The sequence below is a fragment of the Collinsella sp. 4_8_47FAA genome, from assembly GCF_000763055.1.
Lineage (GTDB): Bacteria > Actinomycetota > Coriobacteriia > Coriobacteriales > Coriobacteriaceae > Collinsella.
The window spans coordinates 366,228-392,434 of record NZ_KN214134.1; the positions used below are offsets into that span (position 1 = coordinate 366,228).

24 protein-coding genes are annotated in these 26,207 nt (G+C 62.4%); 22 read left to right on the forward strand and 2 right to left on the reverse strand.

Annotated elements, in window-relative coordinates; genetic code table 11:
* Window positions 1–256 precede the first annotated feature (256 nt).
* The 6 genes from pheS (at window position 257) to HMPREF9463_RS01755 (ending at window position 7,838) form a co-directional block, all read left to right on the forward strand.
* A complete protein-coding gene (pheS, locus tag HMPREF9463_RS01730) occupies window positions 257–1,333 on the forward strand; it encodes a phenylalanine--tRNA ligase subunit alpha (RefSeq protein ID WP_035136801.1) in 1,077 nt (358 codons plus the stop codon).
* 162 nt (window positions 1,334–1,495) lie between these two features.
* A complete protein-coding gene (gene pheT, locus HMPREF9463_RS01735; RefSeq protein WP_035136803.1) occupies window positions 1,496–3,949 on the forward strand; it encodes a phenylalanine--tRNA ligase subunit beta in 2,454 nt (817 codons plus the stop codon).
* 246 nt (window positions 3,950–4,195) lie between these two features.
* Window positions 4,196–5,281, forward strand: coding sequence for a cobalt transporter CbiM (cbiM, locus tag HMPREF9463_RS01740; RefSeq protein WP_035136804.1), 1,086 nt, complete (start codon window positions 4,196–4,198; stop codon window positions 5,279–5,281).
* On the forward strand, window positions 5,259–6,095 hold the full coding sequence (locus HMPREF9463_RS01745; RefSeq protein WP_035136805.1) for an energy-coupling factor transporter transmembrane component T family protein: 837 nt from the start codon (window positions 5,259–5,261) through the stop codon (window positions 6,093–6,095). Before cbiM ends, HMPREF9463_RS01745 begins: the two co-directional genes overlap by 23 nt.
* A gap of 44 nt (window positions 6,096–6,139) precedes the next feature.
* Window positions 6,140–6,910, forward strand: a complete 771-nt coding sequence (locus HMPREF9463_RS01750) for an energy-coupling factor ABC transporter ATP-binding protein (protein WP_052044000.1) — start codon at window positions 6,140–6,142, stop codon at window positions 6,908–6,910.
* Between the two features lie 79 nt (window positions 6,911–6,989).
* A complete protein-coding gene (locus HMPREF9463_RS01755; RefSeq protein WP_052044001.1) occupies window positions 6,990–7,838 on the forward strand; it encodes a hypothetical protein in 849 nt (282 codons plus the stop codon).
* Here the strand turns inward: HMPREF9463_RS01755 and HMPREF9463_RS01760 are convergent.
* Window positions 7,828–8,907: a hypothetical protein gene (locus HMPREF9463_RS01760; protein WP_035136806.1), complete on the reverse strand. Its 1,080-nt coding sequence runs from the start codon at window positions 8,905–8,907 to the stop codon at window positions 7,828–7,830. The genes HMPREF9463_RS01755 and HMPREF9463_RS01760 overlap by 11 nt on opposite strands.
* Before the next feature lie 422 nt (window positions 8,908–9,329).
* A complete protein-coding gene (gene pyk / locus HMPREF9463_RS01765) occupies window positions 9,330–10,790 on the reverse strand; it encodes a pyruvate kinase (protein ID WP_035136807.1) in 1,461 nt (486 codons plus the stop codon).
* 441 nt (window positions 10,791–11,231) lie between these two features.
* Between pyk and HMPREF9463_RS01770 the strand changes: the two genes are divergently transcribed.
* From HMPREF9463_RS01770 to HMPREF9463_RS01845, 16 genes are all read left to right on the forward strand, one after another.
* Window positions 11,232–13,913, forward strand: a complete 2,682-nt coding sequence (locus HMPREF9463_RS01770) for a cation-translocating P-type ATPase (protein ID WP_035136809.1) — start codon at window positions 11,232–11,234, stop codon at window positions 13,911–13,913.
* A 472-nt stretch (window positions 13,914–14,385) separates the two neighbouring features.
* The gene (gene rsgA, locus HMPREF9463_RS01775; RefSeq protein ID WP_035137160.1) at window positions 14,386–15,339 is read left to right on the forward strand and encodes a ribosome small subunit-dependent GTPase A; all 954 of its coding nucleotides are present in this window, start codon (window positions 14,386–14,388) and stop codon (window positions 15,337–15,339) included.
* A 252-nt stretch (window positions 15,340–15,591) separates the two neighbouring features.
* Window positions 15,592–16,251 carry a Flp pilus assembly protein CpaB gene (gene cpaB / locus HMPREF9463_RS01780; protein WP_035136811.1) on the forward strand — a complete coding sequence of 220 codons (660 nt, stop codon included), beginning with the start codon at window positions 15,592–15,594 and terminating at the stop codon, window positions 16,249–16,251.
* On the forward strand, window positions 16,251–17,900 hold the full coding sequence (locus HMPREF9463_RS10345; RefSeq protein ID WP_052044004.1) for a nucleotide-binding protein: 1,650 nt from the start codon (window positions 16,251–16,253) through the stop codon (window positions 17,898–17,900). Before cpaB ends, HMPREF9463_RS10345 begins: the two co-directional genes overlap by 1 nt.
* Window positions 17,897–19,225, forward strand: a complete 1,329-nt coding sequence (locus HMPREF9463_RS01790; protein WP_006235095.1) for a CpaF family protein — start codon at window positions 17,897–17,899, stop codon at window positions 19,223–19,225. The genes HMPREF9463_RS10345 and HMPREF9463_RS01790 overlap by 4 nt, the downstream gene beginning before the upstream one ends.
* A gap of 5 nt (window positions 19,226–19,230) precedes the next feature.
* A complete protein-coding gene (locus tag HMPREF9463_RS10350; RefSeq protein ID WP_232219721.1) occupies window positions 19,231–20,124 on the forward strand; it encodes a type II secretion system F family protein in 894 nt (297 codons plus the stop codon).
* A complete protein-coding gene (locus HMPREF9463_RS01800) occupies window positions 20,121–20,762 on the forward strand; it encodes a type II secretion system F family protein (RefSeq protein WP_035136812.1) in 642 nt (213 codons plus the stop codon). The genes HMPREF9463_RS10350 and HMPREF9463_RS01800 overlap by 4 nt, the downstream gene beginning before the upstream one ends.
* 10 nt (window positions 20,763–20,772) lie before the next feature.
* Window positions 20,773–21,006: a hypothetical protein gene (locus tag HMPREF9463_RS01805; protein ID WP_006235091.1), complete on the forward strand. Its 234-nt coding sequence runs from the start codon at window positions 20,773–20,775 to the stop codon at window positions 21,004–21,006.
* Complete coding sequence (locus tag HMPREF9463_RS10355) at window positions 20,970–21,533, forward strand: hypothetical protein (protein WP_052044006.1); 564 nt, start codon at window positions 20,970–20,972, stop codon at window positions 21,531–21,533. Before HMPREF9463_RS01805 ends, HMPREF9463_RS10355 begins: the two co-directional genes overlap by 37 nt.
* 1 nt (window position 21,534) lies before the next feature.
* Entirely contained in the window at window positions 21,535–21,753 is a 219-nt protein-coding gene (locus HMPREF9463_RS10840; protein ID WP_148334135.1) for a hypothetical protein, read from the forward strand.
* Complete coding sequence (locus tag HMPREF9463_RS01820; RefSeq protein WP_084591736.1) at window positions 21,689–22,225, forward strand: TadE/TadG family type IV pilus assembly protein; 537 nt, start codon at window positions 21,689–21,691, stop codon at window positions 22,223–22,225. The genes HMPREF9463_RS10840 and HMPREF9463_RS01820 overlap by 65 nt, the downstream gene beginning before the upstream one ends.
* Before the next feature lie 64 nt (window positions 22,226–22,289).
* Entirely contained in the window at window positions 22,290–24,350 is a 2,061-nt protein-coding gene (locus tag HMPREF9463_RS01825) for a hypothetical protein (RefSeq protein ID WP_035136813.1), read from the forward strand.
* On the forward strand, window positions 24,350–24,826 hold the full coding sequence (locus tag HMPREF9463_RS01830; RefSeq protein WP_035136815.1) for a hypothetical protein: 477 nt from the start codon (window positions 24,350–24,352) through the stop codon (window positions 24,824–24,826). The genes HMPREF9463_RS01825 and HMPREF9463_RS01830 overlap by 1 nt, the downstream gene beginning before the upstream one ends.
* Window positions 24,823–25,182, forward strand: a complete 360-nt coding sequence (locus HMPREF9463_RS01835; RefSeq protein ID WP_052044007.1) for a DUF192 domain-containing protein — start codon at window positions 24,823–24,825, stop codon at window positions 25,180–25,182. The genes HMPREF9463_RS01830 and HMPREF9463_RS01835 overlap by 4 nt, the downstream gene beginning before the upstream one ends.
* 59 nt (window positions 25,183–25,241) lie before the next feature.
* On the forward strand, window positions 25,242–25,508 hold the full coding sequence (locus HMPREF9463_RS01840; RefSeq protein WP_035136816.1) for a hypothetical protein: 267 nt from the start codon (window positions 25,242–25,244) through the stop codon (window positions 25,506–25,508).
* Window positions 25,508–25,792, forward strand: a complete 285-nt coding sequence (locus tag HMPREF9463_RS01845; protein ID WP_035137167.1) for an ATP-binding protein — start codon at window positions 25,508–25,510, stop codon at window positions 25,790–25,792. Before HMPREF9463_RS01840 ends, HMPREF9463_RS01845 begins: the two co-directional genes overlap by 1 nt.
* Window positions 25,793–26,207: the final 415 nt, after the last annotated feature.

The window sequence follows — 26,207 nt, forward strand, 5'->3', positions numbered from 1 at the left end:
CTCAACGGGCACGCGGCCAGTGGCAGCAAAGTCCCAGTAGGGAAGCCGTGAGCCTCGCGACAAGAGGCACAGAGTGGGCGCGGCGGGCCAGACATCCGCCGGGTCAAACAAGGTGGTACCGCGGAATTCAACCGTCCTTGGGCAATGTACATGCCCGAGGGCGGTTTTTTTGTTACCGAACCGGGCCGCGCATCCGCAACATCGGGCGGCGTCAGCCGTCCCGGAGCGCGGATGTGCGAGAGACGAAAGGGAAGACATGAGTCTGATTGATGATCTGGTCAAACTCGAGGAAGAGGCCAAGGAGCTCGTCGCAGGCGCCGACGACGCTGCCAAGCTCGAGGCCGCGCGCGTTGAGCTGCTCGGCCGCAAGGGCCGTATCACCGGCCTGATGCGCATGATGGGCAAGCTCGCTCCCGAGGATCGTCCCATGATGGGCAAACGCGCCAACGAGATGCGCCAGCTGATCGAGGGCATGCTCGACGAGCGCACCACCGAGATGAAGGCCGCCGCCCTCAAGCACGCGCTCGAGCACGAGGCCGTCGACATCACGCTGCCGGGCATTCGTCCGCAGATCGGTCACCAGCACCTGATCAAGCAGATTATCGAGGAGGCCGAGGACATCTTCTGCGGCATCGGCTACACCGTCGAGTCCGGCCCCATGGTCGATACCTCCTACTACAACTTCACTGCGCTCAACGCGCCCATGGATCACCCGAGTCGCTCGGCTCGCGACACGTTCTATGTGGTCGACAACAACCCCGGCAGCGTCGCGCATCCCGAGGCTCACGCTCACGGCGAGTCCGACGTGCTGCTGCGCACCCAGACCTCGGGCGTGCAGATCCACACCATGGAGTCGCAGAAGCCGCCCATCTACATGATCTGCCCGGGCACCGTCTACCGTCCCGACACGGCCGACGCCTGCCACCTGCCGCAGTTCAACCAGATCGAGGGCCTGGTCGTCGACGAGGGTATCACCTTTGGCGATCTTAAGGGCACGCTCGACTACTTTGTTAAGTGCATGTTTGGCGAGGATCGCAAGACGCGCTATCGCCCGCACTTCTTCCCCTTCACCGAGCCTTCCTGCGAGGTGGACGTGAGCTGCCACGTGTGCGGCGGCAAGGGCTGCAACTTCTGCAAGCACAGCGGCTGGATCGAGATCCTGGGCTGCGGCATGGTCGACCCCAACGTCCTGATCAACTGCGGCATCGACCCCGAGAAGTACACCGGCTTCGCCTTTGGTATTGGCGCCGAGCGCGTCGCGGCCCTGCGCTACGACCTGCCGGACCTCAGAACCCTGATGACAGGCGATATGCGTTTCCTGAACCAATTTTAGGCTTGCCCAGGCACCCCATCTTGGCGTTCAACCGTCGCTCGCGTACCTTTAGTACGCGTCGCTCCTCTTTCACGCCAACCTGGGGCACCTGGACAACCCTAAGGCGAACGTCTTCATTTGATATTTCCTCCCTATGCGGAGATTAAGAACTAGGAGAGCTACATGCGCGTTTCTTACGACTGGCTCAAGACCATGATCGATATTCCGGAGGATCCCAAGACCCTTTCGGACGAATATATCCGTACCGGCACCGAGGTCGAGGCGATCGACACCGTGGGCGAGTCCTTCGACCACGTGGTGACCGCCAAGGTGCTCACCAAGATCCCGCACCCCGATAGCGACCACATGTATGTGTGCTCGGTCGATGTGGGCGACAAGAATCTCGACGCCGACGGCAATCCCGCTCCGCTGCAGATCGTCTGCGGCGCGCAGAACTTCGAGGCCGGCGACCACATCGTCACGGCCATGATCGGCGCTGTCCTGCCCGGCGACGTCAAGATCAAGAAGAGCAAGCTTCGCGGCGTCGTGTCCATGGGCATGAACTGCTCCGCGCGCGAGCTCGGCTTGGGCGGCGACCACTCCGGCATCATGATCCTGCCCGAGGATACGCCCTGCGGCATGCCGTTTGCCGAGTACGTGGGCTCGAGCGACACCGTGCTCGACTGCGAGATCACGCCCAACCGTCCCGATTGCCTGTCCATGATCGGCATGGCCCGCGAGACCGGCGCCATCTTCGACCGCGATTTCCACGTTGAGCTGCCCGCCATCAAGGCCGAGACCGGCCGCGCGACCGACGACGAGCTTTCGGTCGAGATTGCCGACGAGGGCCTGTGCGACCGCTACGTTGCCCGCATCGTGCGCAACGTCAAGGTCGGCCCGTCGCCCGACTGGATGGTCAAGCGCCTTAACGCCTTGGGCGTGCGCCCGCACAACAACATCGTCGACATCACCAACTATGTGATGATGCTCACCGGTCAGCCGCTGCACGCCTTTGACCTGGACACCTTTGCCGAGCGCGATGGCCACCGTCGTGTGGTGGTTCGCGCCGCCCAGCAGGACGAGAAGTTCACGACGCTCGACGGCGAGGAGCGCGTGCTCGACGCCGGTATGGGCCTCATCACCGACGGCGAGCGTCCCGTGGCGTTGGCCGGCGTTATGGGCGGCATGGATTCCGAGATCGAGGACGACACCGTCGACGTGATGGTCGAGAGCGCCTGCTTCAACGCCGGTCGCACCTCGCACACCAGCCGCGACCTGTCGCTGATCTCCGACGCCTCCATTCGCTTTGAGCGCCAGGTCGACGAGACCGGCTGCGTGGATGTCGCCAACGTTACCTGCGCGCTCATCGAGCAGATCGCCGGCGGCGAGGTCGCCCCCGGCTATGTGGACGTGTTCCCCGCGCCCAAGACCATCGACAGCATCAAGCTGCGCTTGGCCCGCGTGCACGCCATCTGCGGCGCCGACATCGAGCCCGACTTTATCGAGCGCTCGCTCACCCGCCTGGGCTGCACCGTCGAGCGCGACGGCGAGGACTTTATGGTCACCCCGCCGAGCTTCCGTCCCGACCTGCCGCGCGAGATTGACCTGATCGAGGAGGTCCTGCGCCTGTGGGGCATGGGTCGCGTCACGGCGACCATCCCGGCTGCCAAGAACCACATCGGCGGTCTGACGCGCGAGCAGAAGCTTACCCGCAAGGTCGGCGAGATCCTGCGCGCCTGTGGCCTCAACGAGACCACGACCTTTGGCTTTGCCGCCCCGGGCGACCTGGAGAAGATCGGCATGTCCACCGAGGGCCGCGGCTGCCCCGTGGTGCTCATGAACCCGCTGGTGGCCGAGCAGACCGAGATGCGCCGCTCGCTGCTGCCGGGCCTGCTGCAGTCTGTGGCCTATAACGAGGCCCACGGCACGCCCAACGTGCACCTGTACGAGGTCGGCAGCCTGTTCCACGGCCGCGAGAACGCCAGCCTACCCAAGGAGACCAAGTCCGTGGCGGGTGTGCTCTCGGGCCAGTGGAGCGAGCAGTCTTGGAGCATGAAGTACCGTAAGCTGCGTTTCTTCTTTGGCAAGGGCATCGTCGAGGAGCTGCTCGCCCAGCTGCGCATCGAGAAGGTTCGCTTCCGTCCCGTCGAGGGCGAGGGCTATGCCTTCCTGCAGCCGGGTCGCGCCGCCGAGGTCCTGTCCGGCGGCACCGTGCTGGGCTGGGTCGGCGAGATTCACCCCGAGGCGCGCGAGGCGATGGGCATCGATGAGGTCGTCGTTGCCTTTGAGCTCGATCTGGACAAGCTGATCAAGGGCGCTCGCAACCAGGAGAACTACCGCGAGTTCTCGCAGTATCCGGCTGTTGAGCACGACCTGGCTATCGTGGTCGATAACTCCGTGACCTGCGAGGATCTTGAGCGCCGCATTACCAGCGCCGGTGGCAAGCTGCTCGAGGGCGTGCGCCTGTTCGACGTCTACCGCGACCCGGTCCGCGTGGGCGTGGGCAAGAAGTCCATGGCCTTTGCGCTTACGTATCGCTCCGACGACCACACACTCACCAGCGAAGAGGTCGAAAAAGCACACCAGAAGATCGTCACCAAGGTGTGCAAGGGCGTAAACGGCGAGGTCCGCGGATAGGTCCTGCACTGGGATATGGGTCGGCGGTGGCTGCCGCCGAGTCCTACGTGACCGCTATGCTCGGTATGAGGCACCGTTGAGCCTGTATATATGACACGCGCATTACATAACGGCGTGCTGCTTTGTCGGCAGTGCGCCGTTTTGCTATGATAGCCCGCGTCGTGTTACGAATTTGACAATACGTAACACTGTCAAGGTGATTTAAGCGGCGTTGCAATTCTGTGCGCCGACAACCGGGAGGCGTACATGCACATTCCAGATAACTATCTGTCCCCGCAGACCGATGCCGTCATGGCGGTGGCGATGGTGCCCGTTTGGGTTCACTGCATCAAGAAGGTGCGTGCCACGCTCGATCGCGAGCATATGGCGTTCCTGGGCATCTGCGCCGCATTCTCCTTCTTGCTCATGATGTTCAACGTGCCGCTGCCCGGCGGCACCACAGGTCACGCCGTCGGCGGCGCGCTCATCGCGCTGCTGCTGGGCCCCGAGGCCGCGGCTATCGCTGTCTCGGTCGCGCTGGCGCTGCAGGCGCTGCTATTTGGCGACGGCGGCGTTCTGTCGTTTGGCGCCAACTGCTTTAACATGGCCTTTGTGCTGCCGTTTGTCGCTGCTATCGTGTTTCGTGCGCTCAACAGCCGTCTGCACGACAAGAGCTGGGGCACTTCGGTTTCTGCCATCGTGAGCGGCTGGGTTGGCCTGTGCCTGGCGGCCCTGTGCGCGGCGGTCGAGTTCGGTATTCAGCCGATGCTCTTCACCAACGCTTCGGGCGCTCCGCTGTACTGCCCCTTCCCGCTGTCCGTGGCTATTCCGGCCATGTTGATCCCGCATATGCTGGTTGCCGGTGTGATCGAGGGCGTGGCGACGGCCGCCATCTACGGTTTCATTAAGAAGACGGCGCCGAGCATTATCGTCGGGCCCGAGGCCGTCGATGGCCAGCTTGCTGCCGAGGGCGCTGCTGCCAAGAAGACCTCGCTGGTCCCCACGCTCATTTTGGTCGCCGTGCTCGTGGTGGCCACGCCGCTGGGCTTGCTTGCCACCGGTGACGCCTGGGGTGAGTGGGACGCCGAGGGCGCCGCGACCGCCGTTCAGGAGGCTGGCGACGACAGCCTGCAGGCTTCGGTCGGCCTCGATACCCCGACCTTTGCCGACGCGCTGCCCACGGGTGATTACCTGCAGGCTTATTCCGAGGAGCAGGGTCTTGGCTTTGCCGGTCAGGCTGCCATGTATATCCTGTCCGGCGTGATTGGCGTGGCGGTGCTCACCATCGCATTCCGTCTGATCTCGCTGACGGTCAAGGAAAGCGGTGCTCATGGCAATAGCCGAGCTGCCTAGCTGGCTTGCGACCGAGCAGCGTTACGAGCCCGCGGGGGCTCGGCATCGTGTGATGCAAAAGAATGTCCTGCACCTGGCGAGCCTGCTTGAGCGGGTTCGCCTGGGTGGAGGCGCGCACGAGGGCGGGTCGATGGTCGACCGCGCCCTTTCTTGCGTTTCGGCTCCGGTGCGCCTGGTGGGGATGTTCGTCTGCGTCCTGTGCGTGTGCCTGACGCAGAGTCCGCTGTACCTGATGCTGATGGCGGCAATCGCGTTGGTGCTGGTCGCGGTGCGCCCCGCACGCGGGCTGCGTGCGACCTTTGTACCGGCGCTCGGCGCCACGGGGCTTGCCGTGGTTCTGGCACTGCCTGCCCTGCTGCTGGGCGCGTCTGCCACGGGCGCCATGCTCAAGATCGCGCTCAAGACGTTTATTAATGTGTCGCTGGTGCTGGGTGTTTCGTGGACGCTTACCTGGAGCCGCATGTCGGCGGCGCTCAAAATGCTGCACCTGCCCGACGAGGTTATCTTTACGTTTGATATGGCACTCAAGCATATCGAGGTGCTGGGACGCACGGCGCACGATCTGTGCGAATCGGTCATGCTGCGCAGCGTCGGTTCCGCGCCCGCGGGTTTTTCGCGTACCGACTCGCTGGCGGGTATCATGGGCATGACGTTTATCAAGGCGATGGAATGCAGCCGCGCGATGGACGAGGCCATGCTGTGCCGCGGCTTCGCCGGCGTGTATCCGGCGCCTGCACGGAGCGGCTTTGGCTGGCGCGATGCGGTTTACGCGGCCGGCGTTGCGTTGCTCGCCGTGTTGTGCGCGGTGCTGTAGCGCGGACGGTCGAACCGTCGATGTGAGTAGGGAAGGGCGACGTTTTGGCAAACGATACGAATAACGCGATGGGTGCGAGCGGTGCTGCCGGCACCGAGGTCACGCCGATCATCGAGTTTCGCGACGTGCTGTTTTCCTATGCGGGTCATACGGTGATCGACGGCATTTCATTGCAGGTGAACCGTGGGGAGCTCGTTGCTCTGCTCGGTCCCAACGGCTGCGGCAAGACGACGATCATGCGCCTTATCAACGGCCTTGAACTTGTGGACGCGGGTGCGTATCTGTTTGACGGGCATGCGGTCGATGCGGCATATCTCAAGGATTCCGCGACGGCCCAGCGGTTCCATCAGCGCGTGGGCTTTGTGTTCCAGAATGCCGATGCGCAGCTCTTTTGCGCCACGGTGGGCGAGGAGGTCGCGTTTGGCCCGGCTCAAATGGGGCTGCCGGCAGACGAGCTCGAGCGTCGCGTCCGCGACGCCATGGAGCTGTTCCAGGTTGCCGATCTGGTCGATGCCTCGCCCTATCAGCTTTCGGGCGGGCAAAAGAAGCGCGTGGCGCTGGCTGCCGTCGTGTCGATGAACCCGGATATCCTGGTGCTCGACGAGCCTACCAACGGACTTGACGAGGACTCTTGCGACATCGTGGTCAACTTTCTACTGGCCTATGTTGCTGCCGGTAAGACGGTCTTGATGAGCACGCACCATCAGGATTTGGTACGACGCCTGGGTGCCCGTGCAATCTTTATCGATCGATATCACCATGTGGTCGAGGCGCCGGTATCGTCGTATGGAACCGAGAGCGGCGTTGTGGAATAGTTGCTGCGTGGAGCGTGCGTAGCCGCCCGCGCGGCTTTGCCGTGATGGTATAGTTATCCAGGTTTTTATGGGGGTGGCTATGCCAAGCTGGAACATTCATATCGCTCAGACGGAGCGTTTGCTGGAGCGCACCGGTGCGCTTGCCAATAGCGTGCGCGACCGCAATGCCTTTTTGTTTGGCTGCGTGGTTCCGGATATCTTCGTGGGCTATATGGTCCCTGGCATCGCCGATCCCATCCCGTACCGCATTACGCACTTTGCAAAGCCCGAGCCTATCCCTAAGCCTCGTGAGCATGAGTTCTGGGATACCTATGTGGCACCGTTGCTTAAAAGTTCGCCCACCGGTGCGCCAGCTGCCGCGACCTCGATTGTCGAGGAGCGCGAGCGACTCAATCGGGTGCATTATCCCCAACGTTACAAGGACGCCGAGCCGGTCGCCGGTCCCGGTGCTAGCGAGCTTTCGCTCGCGCCCGATGACGTGGCGCAGTCGCTGCTCGATCTGACGCTGGGCGTTTGGTCGCATCTGGTGGCCGATACCGTATGGAATACGCGTGTGAATCAGTACCTGGAGGCGCACGGCGGCAAGCCGTGCGAGGAATTCCGCATTAAAAAGCAAGGCGACTTTGACTGGTTTGGCAAGACACTCGGCATCGTTTCGATACCGCGCGCGACCGATCGCCTGTATACTGCGGCGACCCGTTTTGGTCAGTATCCCATCCATAAGGAGTATGTGCTCAAGACCATCGGCGTTATGCACGAGATTGTACGCGAAAACCCCGGCGAGTCCGATCATCCGCCGTATCGCCTGCTAACCGAGGAGTTTTTCGATACAACGTTTACCGAGGTCATCGAGCTAACCGAGGCGGGATTTGCGGCTCGCGTCGAATCGCCCGATATGCCTGCGCTTCCCCTGATTGCTAGCTGCTAGCTGGCCGGCTTGACGGTGAATAGCTCAACCCAATTGACAAGTAGCTCTTGCCGCAGGGTGACTTCGGCGGCGCGCTCCTGTTTGGTCTTTGGGGTGTAGGAAAGTCCAGCCTTTTATGGATGAGCTCGGCTATGTGGTCGAAGCTCTTCTTATCCTTAATCTGGCCAAAGGTAATTTGGATGACGTCGTAGCCCATGCTTGTGAGCGCGGTGGCGCGCTCGGCATCGGAGAGGCTCGCGGCTTCGCTGTCGTGGGCGGAGCGGCCTTGGCATTCAAGGATGACACCCATGCTGTCGGTGGCGCTTTCGATGAGGATATCGGCGTAGCAGCAGGTTTTGTCATACAGCGAGCGCGCGGCGTCGCTGAGTGGGATGCGCACGTTGTTTGCGATATTGATGCCCATGCCGCCCTCGTCGCGGGGGAGCGAGATAAGCATGGAGGTCTGTACTTCGAAGGGCGAGGCGGTCTGTCCTGTCATGCGTTCGGCGGCCCAGCGGAGCTGCTTAACACCGCGCAGGCCTGCGGCCTGCTTGGCGAACGCGGCGATATCCGCTGCGGAAAGAAGCGGCGTGCGCTTCCACAGGTTGGTATCCTTGCCGTTGACGTCGATAACCCGCTCCCAGCCGCAGTTGGGTGGAATGAGCTTAAGCGAAATAGCTTCATCAAGTTGCCGTTGCGCTCGTTTGCAGGGTGTATACACAGCAAACGAGCTGCACATCTCATAACACGCCATAAGCAGCTGGTTGCGTGAGACCTGCGTAGCAAGGTTGAGCAGTGTGAACTCGGGCGATGTGACATCAAACCCATGCTCGGTTTGCCTAAACGACCCGGGAGGCGGCTCTTGGGTCAGGAGGTGCGATTTAAACAGGCTTCGCGACCCGGATTGTGCCCGAGTGAATACAATCCTGTGAAGCGGTGCGTGAAGCAGGTCTTTTACAACTGCATGACTTCCGAGGCCGCAACATCTGCGATCCATATTGCCAAGGCTAATGGCAGGGTAAAGGCCTAATATCTGTGGCGGGATACGGTGATAGTAAAAAGCGGATTGACCGCATAGCGTCAGGTCCATGACGTCCTCCTGGTCGAAATATGCTTTTGGACCGTGCGATGCCAGTGTCAATTCGGAAGTATGCGGCAAAATCTAAACCTTGTGAGCAGACCTGGCTTTTGAGGCTAGTTTATCAGGCATTTTGTTGCGAAAAAACGGGGTGTGCTCGGAGGTATCAGAATTTGCCGCATACTTCCGAAAAGCAGGTCAATCCGGCTCTTGCTAAAACGATTTAGCAGCGTCGGTTAAGGTGTGGGTTTGCCACCGGGCGAACACTTTTAGCGCTTGGGACTTTATTCATTGGGTCTCGAAGGGTGGATTTCGCGCTTTTGGTAAAGAAATGAGTGTGTGTTTTGCCGTGCGCCGGCATTGGCACAGAAAAAGGGCCCGGAAGGCTTCGCCTTCCGGGCCCTTTGCGATGCAAGTGTGCTTGCAAGTACGACTTAGCGCACCTGAGCGACGTAAGCGACGTTGGTCGAGGAGACCTTGTCCTCGAGCTGGACGCTCATGCGGGGATCGCCGGCGGTGGCGACGGTCAGGTCGCCGGCCTCGACGTAGCCGAGCTCCTTAGCGGTCTCGATCGCCTTGACGATCGTGCCGTTGACGGTGCCCTGGGTAATCTCGGCCTGGTGCGGGATAACGCCCCAGTACATGATCATCTGCTGGACGGCCCACTCGTGGCGGGAGAACGCGCAGATCGGCATGTTGGGACGGAAGTGCGAGATCAGGCGAGCGGTACGACCGGTGGTCGTCGGCACGGTGATGCACTTGGCGCCAACGGTGGTAGCCATGTTCACGGCGGACATACCCACAACGTTGTTGACGACGCGGGTGCCGTGAGCGTCAGCCGGAACCTCGAGCGGAGCGTGAGCCGGGAGGTACTTCTCGGTTTCGAGAGCAATGCTGGCTTGCATCTTGACGGCCTCGACCGGGTACTTACCGGCAGCGGACTCGCCGGACAGCATGACGGCGTCGGTGCCGTCGTAGATGGCGTTGGCAACGTCGGCAACCTCGGCGCGCGTCGGGCGCGGGTTCTGCTGCATGGAGTCGAGCATCTGCGTAGCGGTGATAACGGGCTTGTAGGCCGCGTTGCACTTAGCGATGATCTCCTTCTGGATGTGCGGAACGAGCTCGGGCTTGATCTCGATGCCTAGGTCGCCACGGGCGACCATGATGCCGTCGGAAGCCTCGAGGATCTCGTCGAAGTTCTCGACGCCCAGGGCGCACTCGATCTTCGGGAAGATCGTCACGTGCTCGCCGCCGTTCTCGCGGCAAAGCTCGCGGATGCCGCGGACGGATTCGCCGTCACGGATGAAGGAAGCGGCGATGTAGTCGATGTTCTCGGTCAGGCCAAAGAGGATGTCCTGACGATCGCGCTCGGTGATGGCGGGCAGCGAGATGTTGACGTTGGGCATGTTGACGCCCTTGCGCTCGCCGATCAGGCCGTCGTTCTTGACGACGCAGGTCATGTCCTGGCCGTCGACGGACTCGACCTCGAGGGCGACCAGGCCGTCATCGATCAGGATGAGGGAGCCCTTCTCGACCTCGGAGGGCAGAGCCAGGTAGTCGAGGGAGATATGCTCAGAGGTGCCGTGGAAATCCTCGGACGTGGGCTGAGCGGTGACGACGATCTTATCGCCGGTCTTGACGGCAACCTTCTTGCCATCGACCAGAAGGCCGGTGCGGACCTCGGGGCCCTTGGTGTCGAGCAGGATGCCGACGGGCAGACCGAGCTCCTTGGAAATACGACGGACGCGCTCGATGCGACCGTGGTGCTCGTCGTAGGATCCGTGCGAGAAGTTAAAACGGGCGACGTTCATGCCCGCCTTGATCATCTCGCGGATGGTCTCGTCGCTATCGCAGGCGGGACCCATGGTGCATACAATCTTGGTGCGCTTGTACATTCAGACCTCCATCTGACATCGTCTTGCGCTGATAGATAAACCATAAGAAATAAAACTGAGATGATTATAACGAAATGGCGACCGAATACCCCAAAAAATCGACCGTATGCCGAATTAGAAGTTCATTTTTTGCGGAAAAACGGTATATGCAAAAACTTTACCAACCGTTCTGACCGCTGCTATCTGGGCGATATTTCAGTTTGACGATGCGCCGAAGAAAAAACGTTTTATCAATATTGAGCATCACACGGTCTGCATCGTTGCACTCGAGCCGTGTTTCCAATTGGAATGTTTTGGCTAGACGCGCTGCTTTGGGGTACCATAGCTCCACTATCAACTGCCGCTCAGCACGGCAGCCTTGATGAGCCCTTGCCCTTCTCCTGGGAATTATGATCGGGCATCAATCTGCTGAGTGGCCCGAATCCCAGGAGGGGACTCTATATGCAAAAGGAATACCTGTCCGCCGCGGCGGAGGTGCTCAGCGACCAGGGCGTCGATGAGAACCTCGGCCTGAGCAACGACGAGGCGTCGTCGCGCCTCGCCAAGACAGGCCCTAACAAGCTCGAGGAAGCCGAGAAAACGCCGCTGTGGAAGCGTTTCTTTGAGCAGATGGCCGACCCCATGGTCATCATGCTGATCGTTGCCGCCGTTATCAGCGCGCTCACGGGTATGGTCAAGGGCGAGCCCGACTTTGCCGACGTCGCCATCATCATGTTCGTCGTTATCGTCAACTCGGTGCTGGGCGTGGTCCAGGAGGCTAAAAGCGAGGAGGCCCTCGAGGCCCTGCAGGAGATGAGCGCGGCGCAGTCCAAGGTGCTGCGCGACGGCAAGCTCGTGCACCTGCCGAGCGCCGAGCTCGTGCCCGGTGACGTGATCATGCTCGAGGCGGGCGACTCCGTCCCGGCCGACTGCCGCGTGCTCGAGAGCGCCACGATGAAGATCGAGGAGGCCGCCCTTACCGGCGAGTCTGTGCCCGTCGAGAAGCATGCCAACGTCATTGAGCTCGCCGCCGGCACCGACGACGTGCCGCTCGGCGACCGCAAGAACATGTGCTACATGGGTTCCACCGTGGTATACGGCCGCGGTCGCGCCGTCGTGGTCGGCACCGGTATGAACACCGAGATGGGCAAGATCGCCGGCGCCCTGGCCGAGGCCAAGGAAGAGCTCACGCCGCTGCAGGTGAAGCTCGCCGAGCTCAGCCGCATCCTCACCATCATGGTTATCGTCATCTGCGTCGTCATCTTTGGCGTCGACATCATCCGCCACGGCGTGGGCAACGTCCTTACCGATCCGACCGCCCTGCTCGATACCTTTATGGTCGCTGTCTCGCTTGCCGTCGCCGCCATCCCCGAGGGCCTAGTTGCCGTCGTGACTATCGTGCTGTCGCTTGGCGTGACCAAGATGGCCAAGCGCCAGGCGATTATCCGCAAGCTCTCTGCCGTCGAGACCCTTGGCTGCACGCAGACCATCTGCTCCGACAAGACCGGTACCCTCACCCAAAACAAGATGACCGTCGTCAAGCACGAGCTCGCTGCGCCTAAGGAGAAGTTCCTGGCCGGCATGGCGCTGTGCTCCGACGCCCAGTGGGACGAGGAGCTGGGCGAGGCCGTGGGCGAGCCGACCGAGTGCGCGCTCGTCAACGATGCCGGCAAGGCTGGTCTCACTGGCCTGACTGCCGAGCATCCGCGTGTGGGTGAGGCCCCGTTCGACTCTGGTCGCAAGATGATGTCCGTGGTCGTCGAGACCCTGGACGGCGAGTATGAGCAGTACACCAAGGGCGCGCCCGACGTGGTGATCGGCCTGTGCACCCATATCTACGAGGGCGACAAGGTCGTTCCGCTGACCGAGGAGCGTCGCGCCGAGCTCGTGGCCGCTAACAAGGCCATGGCCGACGAGGCCCTGCGCGTACTGGCGCTGGCAAGCCGCACCTACACCGAGGTCCCGGGCGATTGCAGCCCCGCCGCGCTCGAGCATGACCTGGTCTTCTGCGGCCTGTCCGGCATGATTGACCCGGTCCGCCCCGAGGTCGCCGACGCCATCCGCGAGGCCCACGACGCCGGTATCCGCACCGTCATGATCACGGGCGACCACATCGACACCGCCGTGGCCATCGCCAAGCAGCTGGGCATCGTCACCGATCGCGGTCAGGCCATCACGGGCGCCGACCTCGACCGCATGAGCGACGAGGAGCTCGACGCGCACATCGAGGACTACGGCGTGTACGCCCGCGTCCAGCCCGAGCACAAGACACGCATCGTCGAGGCTTGGAAGTCGCGCGACCAGATCGTGGCCATGACGGGCGACGGCGTCAACGACGCCCCGTCCATCAAGCGCGCCGACATCGGCGTTGGCATGGGCATCACCGGTACCGACGTCACCAAGAACGTCGCCGACATGGTGCTTGCCGATGACAACTTCGCCACCATCATCGGTGCCTGCGAAGAGGGCCGTCGCATCTACGACAACATCCGCAAGGTCATCCAGTTCCTGCTTTCGGCCAATCTTGCCGAGGTGTTCTCGGTGTTCATCGCCACGCTCATTGGCTTTACCATCTTCCAGCCGGTGCAGCTGCTGTGGGTGAACCTGGTCACCGACTGTTTCCCCGCGCTCGCGCTGGGCATGGAGGATGCCGAGGGCGACATCATGAAGCGCAAGCCGCGCAACGCCAAGGACGGCGTCTTTGCCGGCAATATGGGCCTGGACTGCGTGGTCCAGGGCCTGATCATCACCGCGCTGGTGCTGGCGAGCTTCTTTGTGGGCGTGTACTTTGACATGGGCTACATCCACATCTCCGATATGATCGCCGGCAATGCCGACGAGGAAGGCGTGATGATGGCGTTCATCACGCTCAACATGGTCGAGATTTTCCACTGCTTCAATATGCGCAGCCGTCGTGCGTCGCTGTTCACCATGAAGAAGCAGAACAAGTGGCTGTGGGCTTCCGCCGCGCTGGCGCTGGTACTGACGGTTATCGTGACCGTTCAGCCGACGCTTGCCGAGATGTTCTTTGGCCCCGTGACGCTTGAGCTCAAGGGCGTTCTTGCCGCGCTGGGTCTAGCCTTCCTGATCATCCCGCTGATGGAGATCTACAAGGCGATCATGCGCGCGGTCGAGAAAGAGTAGGTCGAAAGGCCATCCTTCCCACCGGCCCGACCGCCTGCGGGGTTTCTTCTTCGCTGGTCCTCGCGCTTCGCGCTGCGGGATCGCTCAGAAGAAATCCCTCCCGGCGGTCGGGCCTTCGGATAACCTCTCGGGACCATAAGCTGAGGGAAAGTGTGTGAGTCGGTCGAGCAATTGCTCGACCGACTCTTTTTTGTGGGTAAAATACCTGCTCAGTTGTGATTTGTGGTGCTGGGAGGCGTTTGTGGGCAAGGCTAAGGCGAAGGCGAAGAAAAAGACGACGGGGGCGCGGGCTAAGCGCGATCGTCGTCGGAAGCTTGCGACCGAGGCCCCCGCATCTGCCGAGGAGCTGCTGGCAAACGTGCCGGGACTCGACGCGCTGCAGGATGTTCCGGCGTTCGATGACCTGCCGGTCGATGAAGCTCAGCAGGCGGCATTTGACGACTTTTGCGCACATGCCGAGGAGCCCGAGCAGATGCAGCTTGGCGCCGTGGTGCGCTTGGATCGCGGGTTTCCGCTGGTGGCGACTGCCGACGACACCTTTCGCGCCGAGCATGCCGTGGGGTTTGCCAAGTCGCGCGGCGAGGACGAGGTCCTGCTGCCTGCCGTGGGCGACCGTGTGGCGGTGCGCCGCGCTCCCGGGCACGATATGGGCGTGATTGAGTGCGTGCTGCCGCGCCGTACGAGCTTTGAGCGTTGGCGCGGCCGTGCCCGTGGAGAGCGCCAGGTGCTCTGCTCCAACGTGGATAGCGTGCTAATCGTGCAGGCGCTCGGTGCCGGTGAGGTGCTGCTCGACCGCGTGGCGCGCTCGCTGGTGTTGGCGCTTGACTGCGATGCCGAGCCGGTGGTGGTGCTTACCAAAGCTGACCGCTGCGATGCCGAGGAGCTCGAGCGCGATCTGGACCGCGTGCGCCGCCTGGTGGGTCCGGACGTGCGCGTGATCGTGACGTCCTCTGCCGAGGGCCGCGGCCTGGACGAGGTCCGTGCCTGCGTGCCTGCCGGGAGCTGCGCCATGATTCTGGGCGAGTCGGGTGCCGGCAAGTCGACGCTGCTCAATGCACTGCTGGGCCACGATACGTTGGCGACCGGCGGTGTGCGCGAACGCGACGACCAGGGCCGTCACACTACCGTCGCGCGCGTGATGGTGGCGCTGCCGGGCGACGCCGGTGTGATCGCCGATGCCCCGGGCCTGCGCAGCCTACCGCTCGTGGGTCACGAGCGGGGTCTGGCGCGCGCCTTCCCCGAGATTGTTGAGGCATCGCGCGCGTGCCGGTTTGGCGATTGCACACATACCCATGAGCCGGGTTGCGCCGTTCGCGAGGCCGAGGACGCCGGGCAGATCGACAGTCTGCGTCTGGAAACGTTCCAAAACTTGGCGTCATCCATGCGCGTGAGCGCTCAAATGCTCGATCCCGATGTCCATCTGTAATTGATTTTTCCTATGACAGCCGTCTCCCAACTGTTCGGGAGACGGCTTTTTTGCTGCGGAAAAGCCTCGAAATATGCAGTTTGCTGACGTGCTGACCAAAACCTTGCCACGAGCTTGACGGGCTGGTCAGCTTTTGGTCAGCGATTGGTTTGACATCGAAAACCAAGATCGCGATTGCGCCGCTTTGCACTCTGACCGCCCAGACAATGGTGGTACGGGCATTCGCCCGGCACTGCCATGAGAGGAGCGGCCGTGAACAAGAGCAAGCGCATCGCCATCAGTCTGGTCGCGGGCGTGCTCGCTGCTCTGCTCTGCATGGTTTACGGCTCGTCGATCCGCTCGCAAGCCGAACAGGTCCAGGCTGAGACCTTGGCCAAGTATGGTGGCGATCGCGTCGAGGTATGCGTCGCGGCGCGCGATATCGATGTGGGCGAGACCCTCGATGAGACCAATGTCATAACCCAGGAATGGCTGACGAGTTTGCTGCCGCGTGACGCGGCGACCGAGCTGCGCCAGGTACGCGGCGACGTGACGACTTCACGTATTCCCAAAAACGCCGTGATCTGCAATGTCTACACCAAGGCCGAGAGCCACAAGCTCGAGGTGCCTAAGGGCAAGGTCGCCGTTTCGGTGGCGGTCGATGCCGAGCACTCGGTCGGCGGTGCCACGGGCGTGGGCAGCTATGTGGACGTGTACGTGCAAAAAGATGGCGTAACCGATCGACTGTGCGGCGCGTACGTGATCGATACCAGTGAGAATTCCGGTGCCACGCGCGAGGGCAAGATCGAATGGGTGACGCTGGCGGCTGACCCCGAAGACGTCAAGGAACTGCTGGGAGCCTCGGGCAAGGGAACGGTCAGCTTGACGATTCCCGCCACGGCGCGCGGCAAAAAGAGCGGAGGCGACGAGTGATGAAGGCGATCTGGCTTGCGTGCTGCGCGTGCGGCGATTACGGGCTGTTGCAGCGGGAAGTCGAGGGCCGTGATGCGGGTGCACAGGTGCTTCGCGTGGGTGACCTGGACGGGCTGATTTCCATGGCGCGGGCGTTTCCGTCGCGCCGCGGGGCTGCCATCATCGCGGCGTCTCTGTTTGATATCGAAGATGTGCGCAAGACTGTTGCGCGCCTGACGGCCGAAGGCCGCGTGAGTCGCGTGGTCGTGTTGATAGAAGCACTCGATCCGTCGGATATCGAGGGGCTGTTTCGCGCAGGGGCGACCGAGGTCATCGCTGCGCACAGTATATGCGGCAACGGGCGCGCGGGCGAGGGAGCGGTTGATTCCGATCGGCGCATGACGATTGAGCCCGATGCTTTTGTTGATAGGGAACCCGGGGCGCCTCGCGCTACAAGAGGCCCGCGTGTTGATGATTATGGAAAAGCGGAAGCCGAGCATGGTCGGCGCCCCCGGAACCCCCTTGTATACGATGACGCTGGAGGGCCGGCGCAGCATGCTGGCGACTCCCCGGCTGTAGATTTGGGATACGTGCACGGCGTGAATCTGGCGGATGAACTCGACGAAGTTGAGGGCTTTGCCGGGTGCGGCGAGTTGTCGCTGATGCAGCATGAGCAGATTGTGCAGAACGAGCCTGCCTTGCAGACCGAACAAGCTGCCATGCCGGCTTGGACGCAGCGTGTGGTTGCGGCGGGGGAGACGGGGACGCTGCCGCCGACGCCCGCCCCGCCGCCTCCGATGCCGCCGGCAGACGCTGCCGCTTCGCCGCACCGAGCTCCGGTCATCTGCGCCATTTCGGGTTCGGGCGGTTGCGGCAAGTCGACGATCGTTGCCACCATGGCACACACATCGTCGCTGTTGGGCTTGCGTGCCGCCGTGCTCGACCTGGACCTGATGTTTGGAAACCTTTACGACTTGTTAGGCGTCGATGCTCCGCGCGATATGGCGGCACTTATCGAGCCGTCGGCGGCGGGCGCGCTCGCCGAGCCAGATATCGTAGCCGCATCGATGCGCGTGGCGCCGGGCGTTACGCTCTGGGGTCCCGTCGCGGCGCCCGAGCAAGCCGAGCTCATGGCACGTCCGGTGGAGCTACTGCTTGATGTTCTGCGTCGCGAATCCGACGTGGTCTTTGTCGACACCTCGGTCTTTTGGGGTGATGCCGTGGCGGCTGCGGTGGCGGCGAGCGACCGCTGCCTGGTCGTTGGCGATGCGGCGGTGTCGTCCGCGACATCGGCGTCGCGCGTCATTGAACTGGCAAGTCGAGTAGGTGTGCCGCGCACGCGCATGAGCGCTGTATTCAACCGGTTTGGCGCGCGCGGGGCAGACGAGGACGTCGCCATGCGCTTTGAGATTGCCTGTGCGTTGAGCTCCAAGATTCGTATCGCCGATGGCGGGCAGGATCTCGCCGCGCTCATGGCGTTTGGGCGCGCTGACGAGGCAGTGGGGCAGACCAGCGCTTTTGCGACCAGCGTGCGCGAGGCCACGCGCGAGATGCTCGTGGAACTGGGGTGCGCCGTCGGCCCTTGGAGCGATATGGTCGCCGACCGTGCAACGCGCACCGAACGTCCGCGTATCCGCCTTCCCTGGTCGCGCGAGGGTGATCAGCGATGAGCCTGCAAACGAGGATTAAGGCTGCCGGCGCTGCAGCGGCGGCAGCGCCTGTAGATGCGGGGCGTCGCCGCGCGGTGAAACGACGCACCAAGCGCGCCGTGATGGACCGCATGGGTTACGACGAAGTGGCGCGTATCAGCGCCTATATCGACCCGGCACTTGCCCGCTCGGAATTGCGTCCCGCGGTGGAGGCGGCGCTCAATGTTGAGGAGCCGACCGATCTCGCGACGCCCGAGCGCGAGACCATCATCGACGAGATTTTGGATGATGTGGTGGGCTTGGGGCCGTTGCAGCCGCTCATCGAGGACGACACCGTTACCGAGATCATGATTAACGGCTGCCGCTCGGCCTTCTTTGAACGCGGCGGCGTCTTGTACCCCATCGAGCATGCGTTTGAGGATGATGAGCAGATCCGTGTGCTTATCGACCGCATCATCTCGCCACTTGGCCGCCGTATCGACGAGCGCAGCCCCATCGTCAACGCCCGCCTCAAAACGGGCTATCGCGTCAACGCGGTGATTCCGCCTGTGGCGATTGACGGACCGATTCTCACCATCCGAAAGTTCTCGGACCGCATCTGCTCGCTGGACGAGCTTGTGGGGCTGGGGTCGCTGCCGCTTTGGTACGCGCAGCTGCTGTCATGCGCGGTGTCGCTGAGACAGGACCTGGCGGTTGCGGGAGGCACGGGATCTGGTAAGACCACCCTGCTCAACGCGTTGTCATGCGAGATTTCCACCGGCGAGCGCATCGTGACGATCGAGGACTCTGCCGAGCTCAAGTTTGCGCATCATCCACACGTGGTGCGTCTAGAGGCGCGCGAGGCTTCAATTGAGGGCGAGGGCGCGGTGACGATCCGCGACCTGGTGACCAATGCCCTGCGCATGCGCCCCGACCGCATCGTGGTGGGTGAGGTGCGCGGTGCTGAGTGCTGCGACATGTTGCAGGCCATGAACACGGGCCACGACGGGTCGCTCACCACACTTCATGCGGGCTCAGAACAGGAGACCGTGGTGCGTCTGACGTTGCTTGCACGTTATGGCATCGATCTGCCGAGCGAGCTCATCGAGGAGCAGATTGCCATGGCGCTCGACGGCATCGTGATGTCCGAGCGCCACGCCGATGGCAGGCGCTTCGTCTCCTCGTATTCGGGGGTGCGTCGCGCCGCGTCGGGCGGCGTAGAACTCGAGCGCTATGTGACTTTCGATGCCGCCGAGCGCACCTGGACGCTTGACCGCGAGCCGCCGTTTATCGCAGAAGGCCTGCGGTCGGGGACGCTCACACAAGAGGAGGTGGACGAATGGAGGTCGCTGTGCCCCTCGTCGTAGGGGGTTTGGCAGGGTTTTCTGTCGCGACGGCGTGCGGGGCGGAACCTCGTGTGCCGCAGGTGCCGCCGGCGGAGCTGGCGCGTCAGGCGCTCGAGACGGTGGCAGAGAAACTGCCGCGTGAGCTGGTGGAAAACGATCTGCTGAAAAAGATCGCCCGTTCGTGGGCATCGCTGGCTCCGGCGCATCGCCTTGGCCTCGTGATCGAAGATGCTTCGGGGCGTTTGGCGTTTCTGCTGCTCTCGAGCGGTGTCTGCTGCATTTTACTAACGATGGTGTCGTTATCGCCCCTCGGATTTGCCTTGGGACTTGTTGCTCCGATTGCCGTTGGCGCCGCTCGGGATGGCTTTGAGAGCCGGCGCGAGCAACACGATGCAGAAGAGGCCATGCCCGAGGCGTTTACCGCACTTTCCATGTCGCTTGCCTCGGGACATTCGCTGGCTCAGGGCATGCGCTTTGTGGGCGCTCATGCGCAAGAACCGGTGCATACCGAGTTTTTGCGGGTGGCGGCGGCGATCGATTGCGGCATCTCGGCGACCGACGCGCTCGATGACTTGCTCGTGCGCATCGACGCCCCCGGTCTTTCGCTTGTGACCTTGGCGCTTAAGGTGTCACAGCGCACCGGCGCTCCGCTTGCCGACTTACTGTCCGAGGCGTCGAGCATGGTGGGGGAGCGCATTGAGCTCAAGCGCCGCCTAGATGTTAAGACGTCGCAGGCCCGCATGTCTGCGCATATGGTCGCGGCGATGCCGACGGGCATGTGCGCGGTGTTGGCGCTGCTTTCGGCAGATTTTCGTCGCGGTCTTGCGACGCCTGCCGGCGCGGGCGCTGTGGTGCTGGGTCTTGCCCTCAACGCCGTTGCCCTGGTGGTTATCAGGCGCATTATGCGGGTGGAGCTATGAGCGCCCCGGTTGCAGTTGCGGCTTGCCTGTGCGCTCTGAGTGTATTTGTCGCGACGGGTTTGGATCGGGCGGATGCATGCAAGATCGCAGAGGCCTGCAAGCGCGAGGCGGTGCTGGTCGCTGCCGCGGGTCGCTCGGTGGTCGATGCTCTGACCGCGCGAATGAAGGGCGCGGTTGGAGCGGGCGGCCCGGCGCGAGTGTCGCTCGGCGAAGTGTCCGAGATGATCGATGTTGTGCGCTTGGGTCTTTCGGCCGGTCTTTCGTTTGATGCGGCGCTTGAGATTTTCTGCGCCAACCGCCGGTCAGTGCTGGCTCTTCGACTTGAGCGGGCCTGCATGGCGTGGCAGGTGGGCGTGGGCACGCGTGAGGACGAGTTGTTGGCCGCCGCGCGCGACCTGGACGTGCGAGCGCTCGAGACCTTTGCCATCACGGTGGGACAGGCGCTCGCTCTGGGTGCCCCACTTGCCGAGGCACTGGCCGCTCAAAGTCGCGAGATCCGTGCGGCTCATCGCGCCGCGGTCGAGCGCGAGATCGAGCGTGCGCCCGTCAAGCTGCTGATTCCCACCGGCACACTCATCTTGCCGGCGTTGCTTCTGTCCATATTGGGCCCGCTGTTGGGAGCAGGCGGGATGATGTAGGGAGGAATACATGAACACGATGACTGACGTTGCTGGCAAGGTCTGGAGCTGGGCTGTTTGCCAGTCAATTCGCGCTCGCCAGCATGCCGGGGAGCTACTGCAGGAGGAGAGTGCGCAGGGCACCACCGAATACGCCATCTTGGTCGGCGTGCTCGTGGTGATCGCCATCATTGCCATTGTTGCATTTAAGGGCAAGGTCCAAGATCTATGGAACGCTATCAGCGAGGGCATCAACAGCCTGTAGAGGGCGAGCGCCCCATCGGGGTGCTGCTGGTGTTTGCTTGCCTGACCGTGGCGATAGCGGCGGTGCTTTGGGGGCTTAACGCCGCGCGGCAGCAGCGTCCTGGGGCCGCCTTCGATTCGGGCTCAGATTCGGCGGTGGCGTCTCAAAAAGATGAGATGCGAGATGCGGACGATTCGGATGTCGCTGTCACGGCGCAAACCTTTCTGCGGACGCTCGACAAGCGGTCTGGCACTGCGACGGATTCACCTGAGGACAACGCGATTGCGGTCCGGCTTGCATGGTCCGAGGACCGACCGATGACCGAGGCAGCGGCGGATATGTTACGCGGCTACCGCGAGGTGCCAACGGCCCAGCTCGCCCTGAGCGGCTATCTCGATATTAAGGGCAACGTATGGGGCGCCATCGTGCGCGATGGGCGCGGCTGGGTCGATATGGTGACGGTTGCCGCGGATGCTGGCGATGCTTCGTGTCGTCTGCGCGCCGTGCGTCTGGTCCCGCAAACAATAAGCTCAAAGGAGGGATCGTGAAATGCATGGCGTTCTGCGTGAGGAATCTGCCCAGGCGACGGTCGAATACGCCATCGTCACGGTGGCGCTGTTATCGATCGTGCTGGCGATCGCGGGGCTTTGGCGTGCTGGCACCGATGGGCGCTTGGCAGCGCTGGTTGAGCGGGCGGCATCCCATGGCGTTACCTCGACGTCGGTTATCGACGCCGCTGCGGGCGCTAAGGACATCGCGTTGTATTGATATCGCGCGCGAGGACCGGGCGCAGTCTACGGTCGAGGCCGCTTTTTTGCTGCCGACGTTTCTGACGCTCATCCTTCTCGCACTGCAACCGGTGTGCCTGCTTTATACGCGCGCGGTCATGGAGTCTGCCGCCGCCGAGACCGCGCGGCTCATGACCACGACGACGGCGGAGGACGACGATCTTAAGGAGTTCACCCGCCGCCGACTTGCCGCAGTGCCCAACGTTTCGATCTTTCATGCCGGCGGGCCGTTGTCGTGGGATGTCGAGCTTAGCCGGGCCGATGCGGGCGGCGTCTCGTCCGTGTCCGTTTCCGGCGAGGTCAAGCCGTTGCCTGTGATCGGTGCGTTTGCGCAGGCTATGGGTGGTACCGCCGAGGGCGGCTACGTTGAGCTCAAGGTCGATGTCTCGTATCAATCACGTCCCGAATGGCTGGAGGGAGATTATGATTCGTGGATTGCTGCATGGGATTAAGCGTTTCTGGTCTAGACGCGTTTTGACGCGCCGTCCGAGCTGCCATCGCAAGCGAGGCGGCTTTATGGGTCGAGCCGGTATCGACCTGTTTATCGAAGACGGTGCCTACACCACGCTTTCCTCTGCGGTGGTCATCTTGGTGGTGCTCACGCTGCTGTTTTCGTCGACGGCGGCGATATGGAGCATGTCGCGCGCGGGGGACACCCAGGTGGCTGCCGATAGCGGCGCGCTGGCAGGCGCCAATGTGGTGTCGTCCTATCACACGGCTGCCACGGTGGTGGATGCGAGCATCTTGAGTTTGGGCCTAGCGGGGTTTGCCACGATCGGGACGGGCCTGGTCGCCATCCTCATCCCGGGTGCCGAACCAGTTGCCGGCAATATGGTCGACACCGGGATTGAGATCATTAAAACGCGCAACAAGTTTGCCAAAAGCGCATCGGAAGGCTTACAGAAAATCGAGACGGCTCTGCCGTATCTGATCGCCGCGCGTGCCACGCAGGCGGTGTCGGCGCAGGATACCGATAGTGTGACCTATACCGGTACGGCGCTTGCCGTGCCCAAGACATCCGAGTCGGACTTCGCTGCGCTCGAGGGGTCCGAGATCTCGACCGATGCCATTAAAGGCACATCAGATGATTTAGAGCGTGCGGCCGAGGAGCTGCGGAAGGCTTCTGAGGACACGGCGAAGGCTAAAGAGCGCGCTTGGCTGGCGGATTGTGGCGGGTCGGACGAGAGTTCGATTGGCAAGTACTCGTGTATGTGGGAGCGTGCGAAAAAACTAGCAGAACTATCTGACAGTCAGAACCGTCATGAAAAGTCGAGCATCACATGGGAGCCGCAAATAGCGCTCGATCGCGCGAAAATCTATTACCGGCAGCGCTTGGCGAATGAAAAACCTCAGGGATCGAGCGTCGAGATGAAGGCGGAGTCGGCGGCGCGCAAGGCGTTTTACACCTATGCGAGTACAGAGGTCAATCGTGCATATGTAACCGAGGACGGAGATGAAGTTACTTCCCATATCCCGCTGTTGCCGCGCAACGCTGACGAGGTGCGAGCGACGGAACTCTATACCGATGCGGCGTGGCCAACCAGCGCCATCGATGGCAAGACGTATCTGCATTACGGAACGAGTTGCCCCAACTATAAGAAGGGGTCGCCAGGCGGGTTAGCCTCGGTTGCTGATTATGACGGACAGGACAGATGCAACAGATGCCATTTTGGCGTTTCGTCGCTCGGTGCCGTTGCAGCGCCTTCGACTTCTATCGAAAACGGCTTTGAGTACCACTTCGATAAGTTCAAAGAGGCCCTGGAAGACTACGTCGAATGCCGCAACAAAGAGCTCGAGCTCGAGCGTCAGACCGAGGATGAGGCCGACCGTGCGGGCAATGCGTTTGACCAGGCCATCAAGGAGCTTTCCGGCGAGCGCCCGCGTATCGCCCCGCCCGGTCGCAACGGCGTGGTTGCCCTTGCGGTTTCGGGTGCCATCTCGAGCCCCGATGAGCTCAACTCTTCGTTTAACACGGCAGTCAGGCTTGGCGATCGCGGTGCTATCTCTGCCGCGGTGCTGGCGCCCGATGAGGCGGCGGCGCAAAACAACGTGCTTTCGCGATTTTTCTCGACATTGAAGGAACGCTCGGGCGGCGTTGCCGGCGTACTCGATGGCGTCATGGATGTTTGGGGACGGCTGCTCGTAGGATACGGTGATATCCAAGGTTCGGCCGACGAACTTATGGACGAGATGATTAAGGGCCTAGGAGGGGGCAGCGGCGCGTTGGGCTCCATCGCATCGTGGCTCGGCGATACCGTTTCGGCGTCCGTGGCGGCGTTGGGCCTGGAGCCGTGCGACTTGCGCCTGCGAAAGCCGGTGCTGACCGATTCCGCAAATGTCATTAAGAGCCCGGGGTCTGACATTGCGGGTCTCTCTCAAGCGCAAGACAAACTGCGAAGTATTCCGTTGGGCGTGACCGATCCCAAGGCGCTTTGCGAGGCGTTGGAATATCAAGTCGAACGCACCATTAGCGGTACGGTGTTCACACTTGCGGAGATTCCTCTGCCCGGCGGCGGCTCCATCCCGCTCACCGTCGATGTCGCCACGCTGGTTGGCGCTCTGGGCGGTGGGTCGTAATGAGTATCCGCATGCGTCTGCGCGAGGAGCGCGCCCAAGCGACGGTTGAGATGGCAGTGGTTACGCCCGTTTTGCTGGTGCTGGCACTCGTCGTGTACAACGTCATGATCTTTGCCAGCGCTGTCGCGCGCTTCGACCGCGTGGTGCCCGACATCGTGTTGGCGCACGCCGTGGCGTCGGAGGGGGAGGGCGACGAAAGCTCTGCCGATGCCTCGGCGACGGTTCAGACTCAAATTCTGAATGCCATGGAAGGCTATGACTTGCAGATCGAAGTGTCGAGCGAGCAAGGCGCGAAGGCATTGGATGGTGGCCTGCTCTCCCTATCCGGTACGTTTAGGACCTACACCTGCACCATGCACTATGAGCCGTGGCCGACTTCTCTCAGCATCGCTGGCGTTTTGCTGGGGGCGCCGACAACGTTGTCGCACGAGCGCGCGGTGACGGTCGATCCATGGCGTCCGGGGGTGGTCATGTGACCGCGGTCTCGTCCTACATCGCCTACGCGCGGGCACTCAACAGGCTGGGTTGGACGCCGGCCGAGTTTGTGGTGGCGGAGTCGTTTGTCGTGCGCCTGCGCGGCATGCTGGGACGGCGTCCGGTTGCCGCCAACGGCCTGCCGCTCGTCATGGCGTTTCCACGCTGTTCTTCGGTCCATACGTGTTTTATGGCCTATCCCATCGACATCGCCTTCATCAATCGCGACGGCAATATCCTCGCGCGCTACGAAAACGTACGTCCCTGGTGTATGTGCTCCTGCCCCGGCGCCTGGGCCGTACTAGAGCGTCCTTCAATCATTGTTTCGACCCCTGCTCTCCAACGCGTGCCGGCGTAAGAGATTGGCGACAGCGGACTTTCGTCATACGAAATTGGGTAAGATGGAGGAGAAGGTGCATGGATGTTGAGATCCATCCGAACGCCAAAAAACACTTGACGGAAAAGCAGGTACTAGGTGCCTGGTTCGCGGTTACTGAGTGCATTCGCCGCGAGTCGGAGGACGAGCCGCCGAGATGGCTTGCCATTGGATGGCTTCCAGATGGTCGAAGTGTGGAACTTGTTGCGGTCGAACTAATTCGTGGATGGCTCATTATTCATGCCCTGTCTCCGGTTCAGAAGAAATTCTGGCAAGAGATCGAGCGAGCTCGGCAGAGGGGTCGATGATGGGCAAGACGTATACGGCCGCTAATGGTCAGGTTGTAACGGATGAAATGATTGACGCGTGGTGCGAGTCGTACGAGCGCGGAGAGTTTCCGGATGGCGAACACACCGTTGGTGGGATCGTGCATGGACGGCCCCCGCTCTCAGGTGAGGGGACGGCAACGCTGTCGGTCAAGATTCCTCTGGGAATGAAGGAGGCCATTCGTCGACGGGCGGCTGCCGAGGGGATGACGCCAAGTGAGTTTGCCCGTGCGGCTCTGAGCGAAAAACTTCTTGCTGCCGGCTGATGCCTCTGACGTGCCGATTTATAGAACCGGGTTGATTTTCAATCTCAACGCAACAGCCTGAACGGACCCCGCGTTTCCGCAGCTAGCGCAACGCGGAAATAGCTCCCGGCACCTGGCCATCACTTCGTTTCCGCAGGTGGAGGGGCTGTGGAGTCCGGTGCCCCCATGCCGCCGCCGCATGCTCCGCCAGCCCGCCGCGCAGCCGTTCCGGACTCAGCGCAACGGGCCCTCCGGCCCATGTCCCGGCCCGCCGCCTATCCCGCCAGCGGCCCCTCGCCCCTCGCGGCCCTGGCCCTTTCGATGCAGCCGGGCGTGAGGTCGAGCTCGCCGGGCGCCAGCTCCTCTATCCCGAACGCGTCCATGAGGGCGGAGGCGTCCTCCCCGAGGGCCATCCGCAGCACGCGCGCCGGCGTCA

Coding starts and splice junctions, on each gene's coding strand:
- pheS (WP_035136801.1), top strand. CDS start 257: ATGAGTCTGATTGATGATCTGGTCAAACTCGAGGAAGAGGCCAAGGAG.
- pheT (WP_035136803.1), top strand. CDS start 1,496: ATGCGCGTTTCTTACGACTGGCTCAAGACCATGATCGATATTCCGGAG.
- cbiM (WP_035136804.1), top strand. CDS start 4,196: ATGCACATTCCAGATAACTATCTGTCCCCGCAGACCGATGCCGTCATG.
- HMPREF9463_RS01745 (WP_035136805.1), top strand. CDS start 5,259: ATGGCAATAGCCGAGCTGCCTAGCTGGCTTGCGACCGAGCAGCGTTAC.
- HMPREF9463_RS01755 (WP_052044001.1), top strand. CDS start 6,990: ATGCCAAGCTGGAACATTCATATCGCTCAGACGGAGCGTTTGCTGGAG.
- HMPREF9463_RS01760 (WP_035136806.1), bottom strand. CDS start 8,907: ATGGACCTGACGCTATGCGGTCAATCCGCTTTTTACTATCACCGTATC.
- pyk (WP_035136807.1), bottom strand. CDS start 10,790: ATGTACAAGCGCACCAAGATTGTATGCACCATGGGTCCCGCCTGCGAT.
- HMPREF9463_RS01770 (WP_035136809.1), top strand. CDS start 11,232: ATGCAAAAGGAATACCTGTCCGCCGCGGCGGAGGTGCTCAGCGACCAG.
- rsgA (WP_035137160.1), top strand. CDS start 14,386: ATGCAGCTTGGCGCCGTGGTGCGCTTGGATCGCGGGTTTCCGCTGGTG.
- HMPREF9463_RS10345 (WP_052044004.1), top strand. CDS start 16,251: ATGAAGGCGATCTGGCTTGCGTGCTGCGCGTGCGGCGATTACGGGCTG.
- HMPREF9463_RS01790 (WP_006235095.1), top strand. CDS start 17,897: ATGAGCCTGCAAACGAGGATTAAGGCTGCCGGCGCTGCAGCGGCGGCA.
- HMPREF9463_RS01800 (WP_035136812.1), top strand. CDS start 20,121: ATGAGCGCCCCGGTTGCAGTTGCGGCTTGCCTGTGCGCTCTGAGTGTA.
- HMPREF9463_RS01805 (WP_006235091.1), top strand. CDS start 20,773: ATGAACACGATGACTGACGTTGCTGGCAAGGTCTGGAGCTGGGCTGTT.
- HMPREF9463_RS10355 (WP_052044006.1), top strand. CDS start 20,970: ATGGAACGCTATCAGCGAGGGCATCAACAGCCTGTAGAGGGCGAGCGC.
- HMPREF9463_RS10840 (WP_148334135.1), top strand. CDS start 21,535: ATGCATGGCGTTCTGCGTGAGGAATCTGCCCAGGCGACGGTCGAATAC.
- HMPREF9463_RS01820 (WP_084591736.1), top strand. CDS start 21,689: ATGGCGTTACCTCGACGTCGGTTATCGACGCCGCTGCGGGCGCTAAGG.
- HMPREF9463_RS01825 (WP_035136813.1), top strand. CDS start 22,290: ATGGGTCGAGCCGGTATCGACCTGTTTATCGAAGACGGTGCCTACACC.
- HMPREF9463_RS01830 (WP_035136815.1), top strand. CDS start 24,350: ATGAGTATCCGCATGCGTCTGCGCGAGGAGCGCGCCCAAGCGACGGTT.
- HMPREF9463_RS01840 (WP_035136816.1), top strand. CDS start 25,242: ATGGATGTTGAGATCCATCCGAACGCCAAAAAACACTTGACGGAAAAG.
- HMPREF9463_RS01845 (WP_035137167.1), top strand. CDS start 25,508: ATGGGCAAGACGTATACGGCCGCTAATGGTCAGGTTGTAACGGATGAA.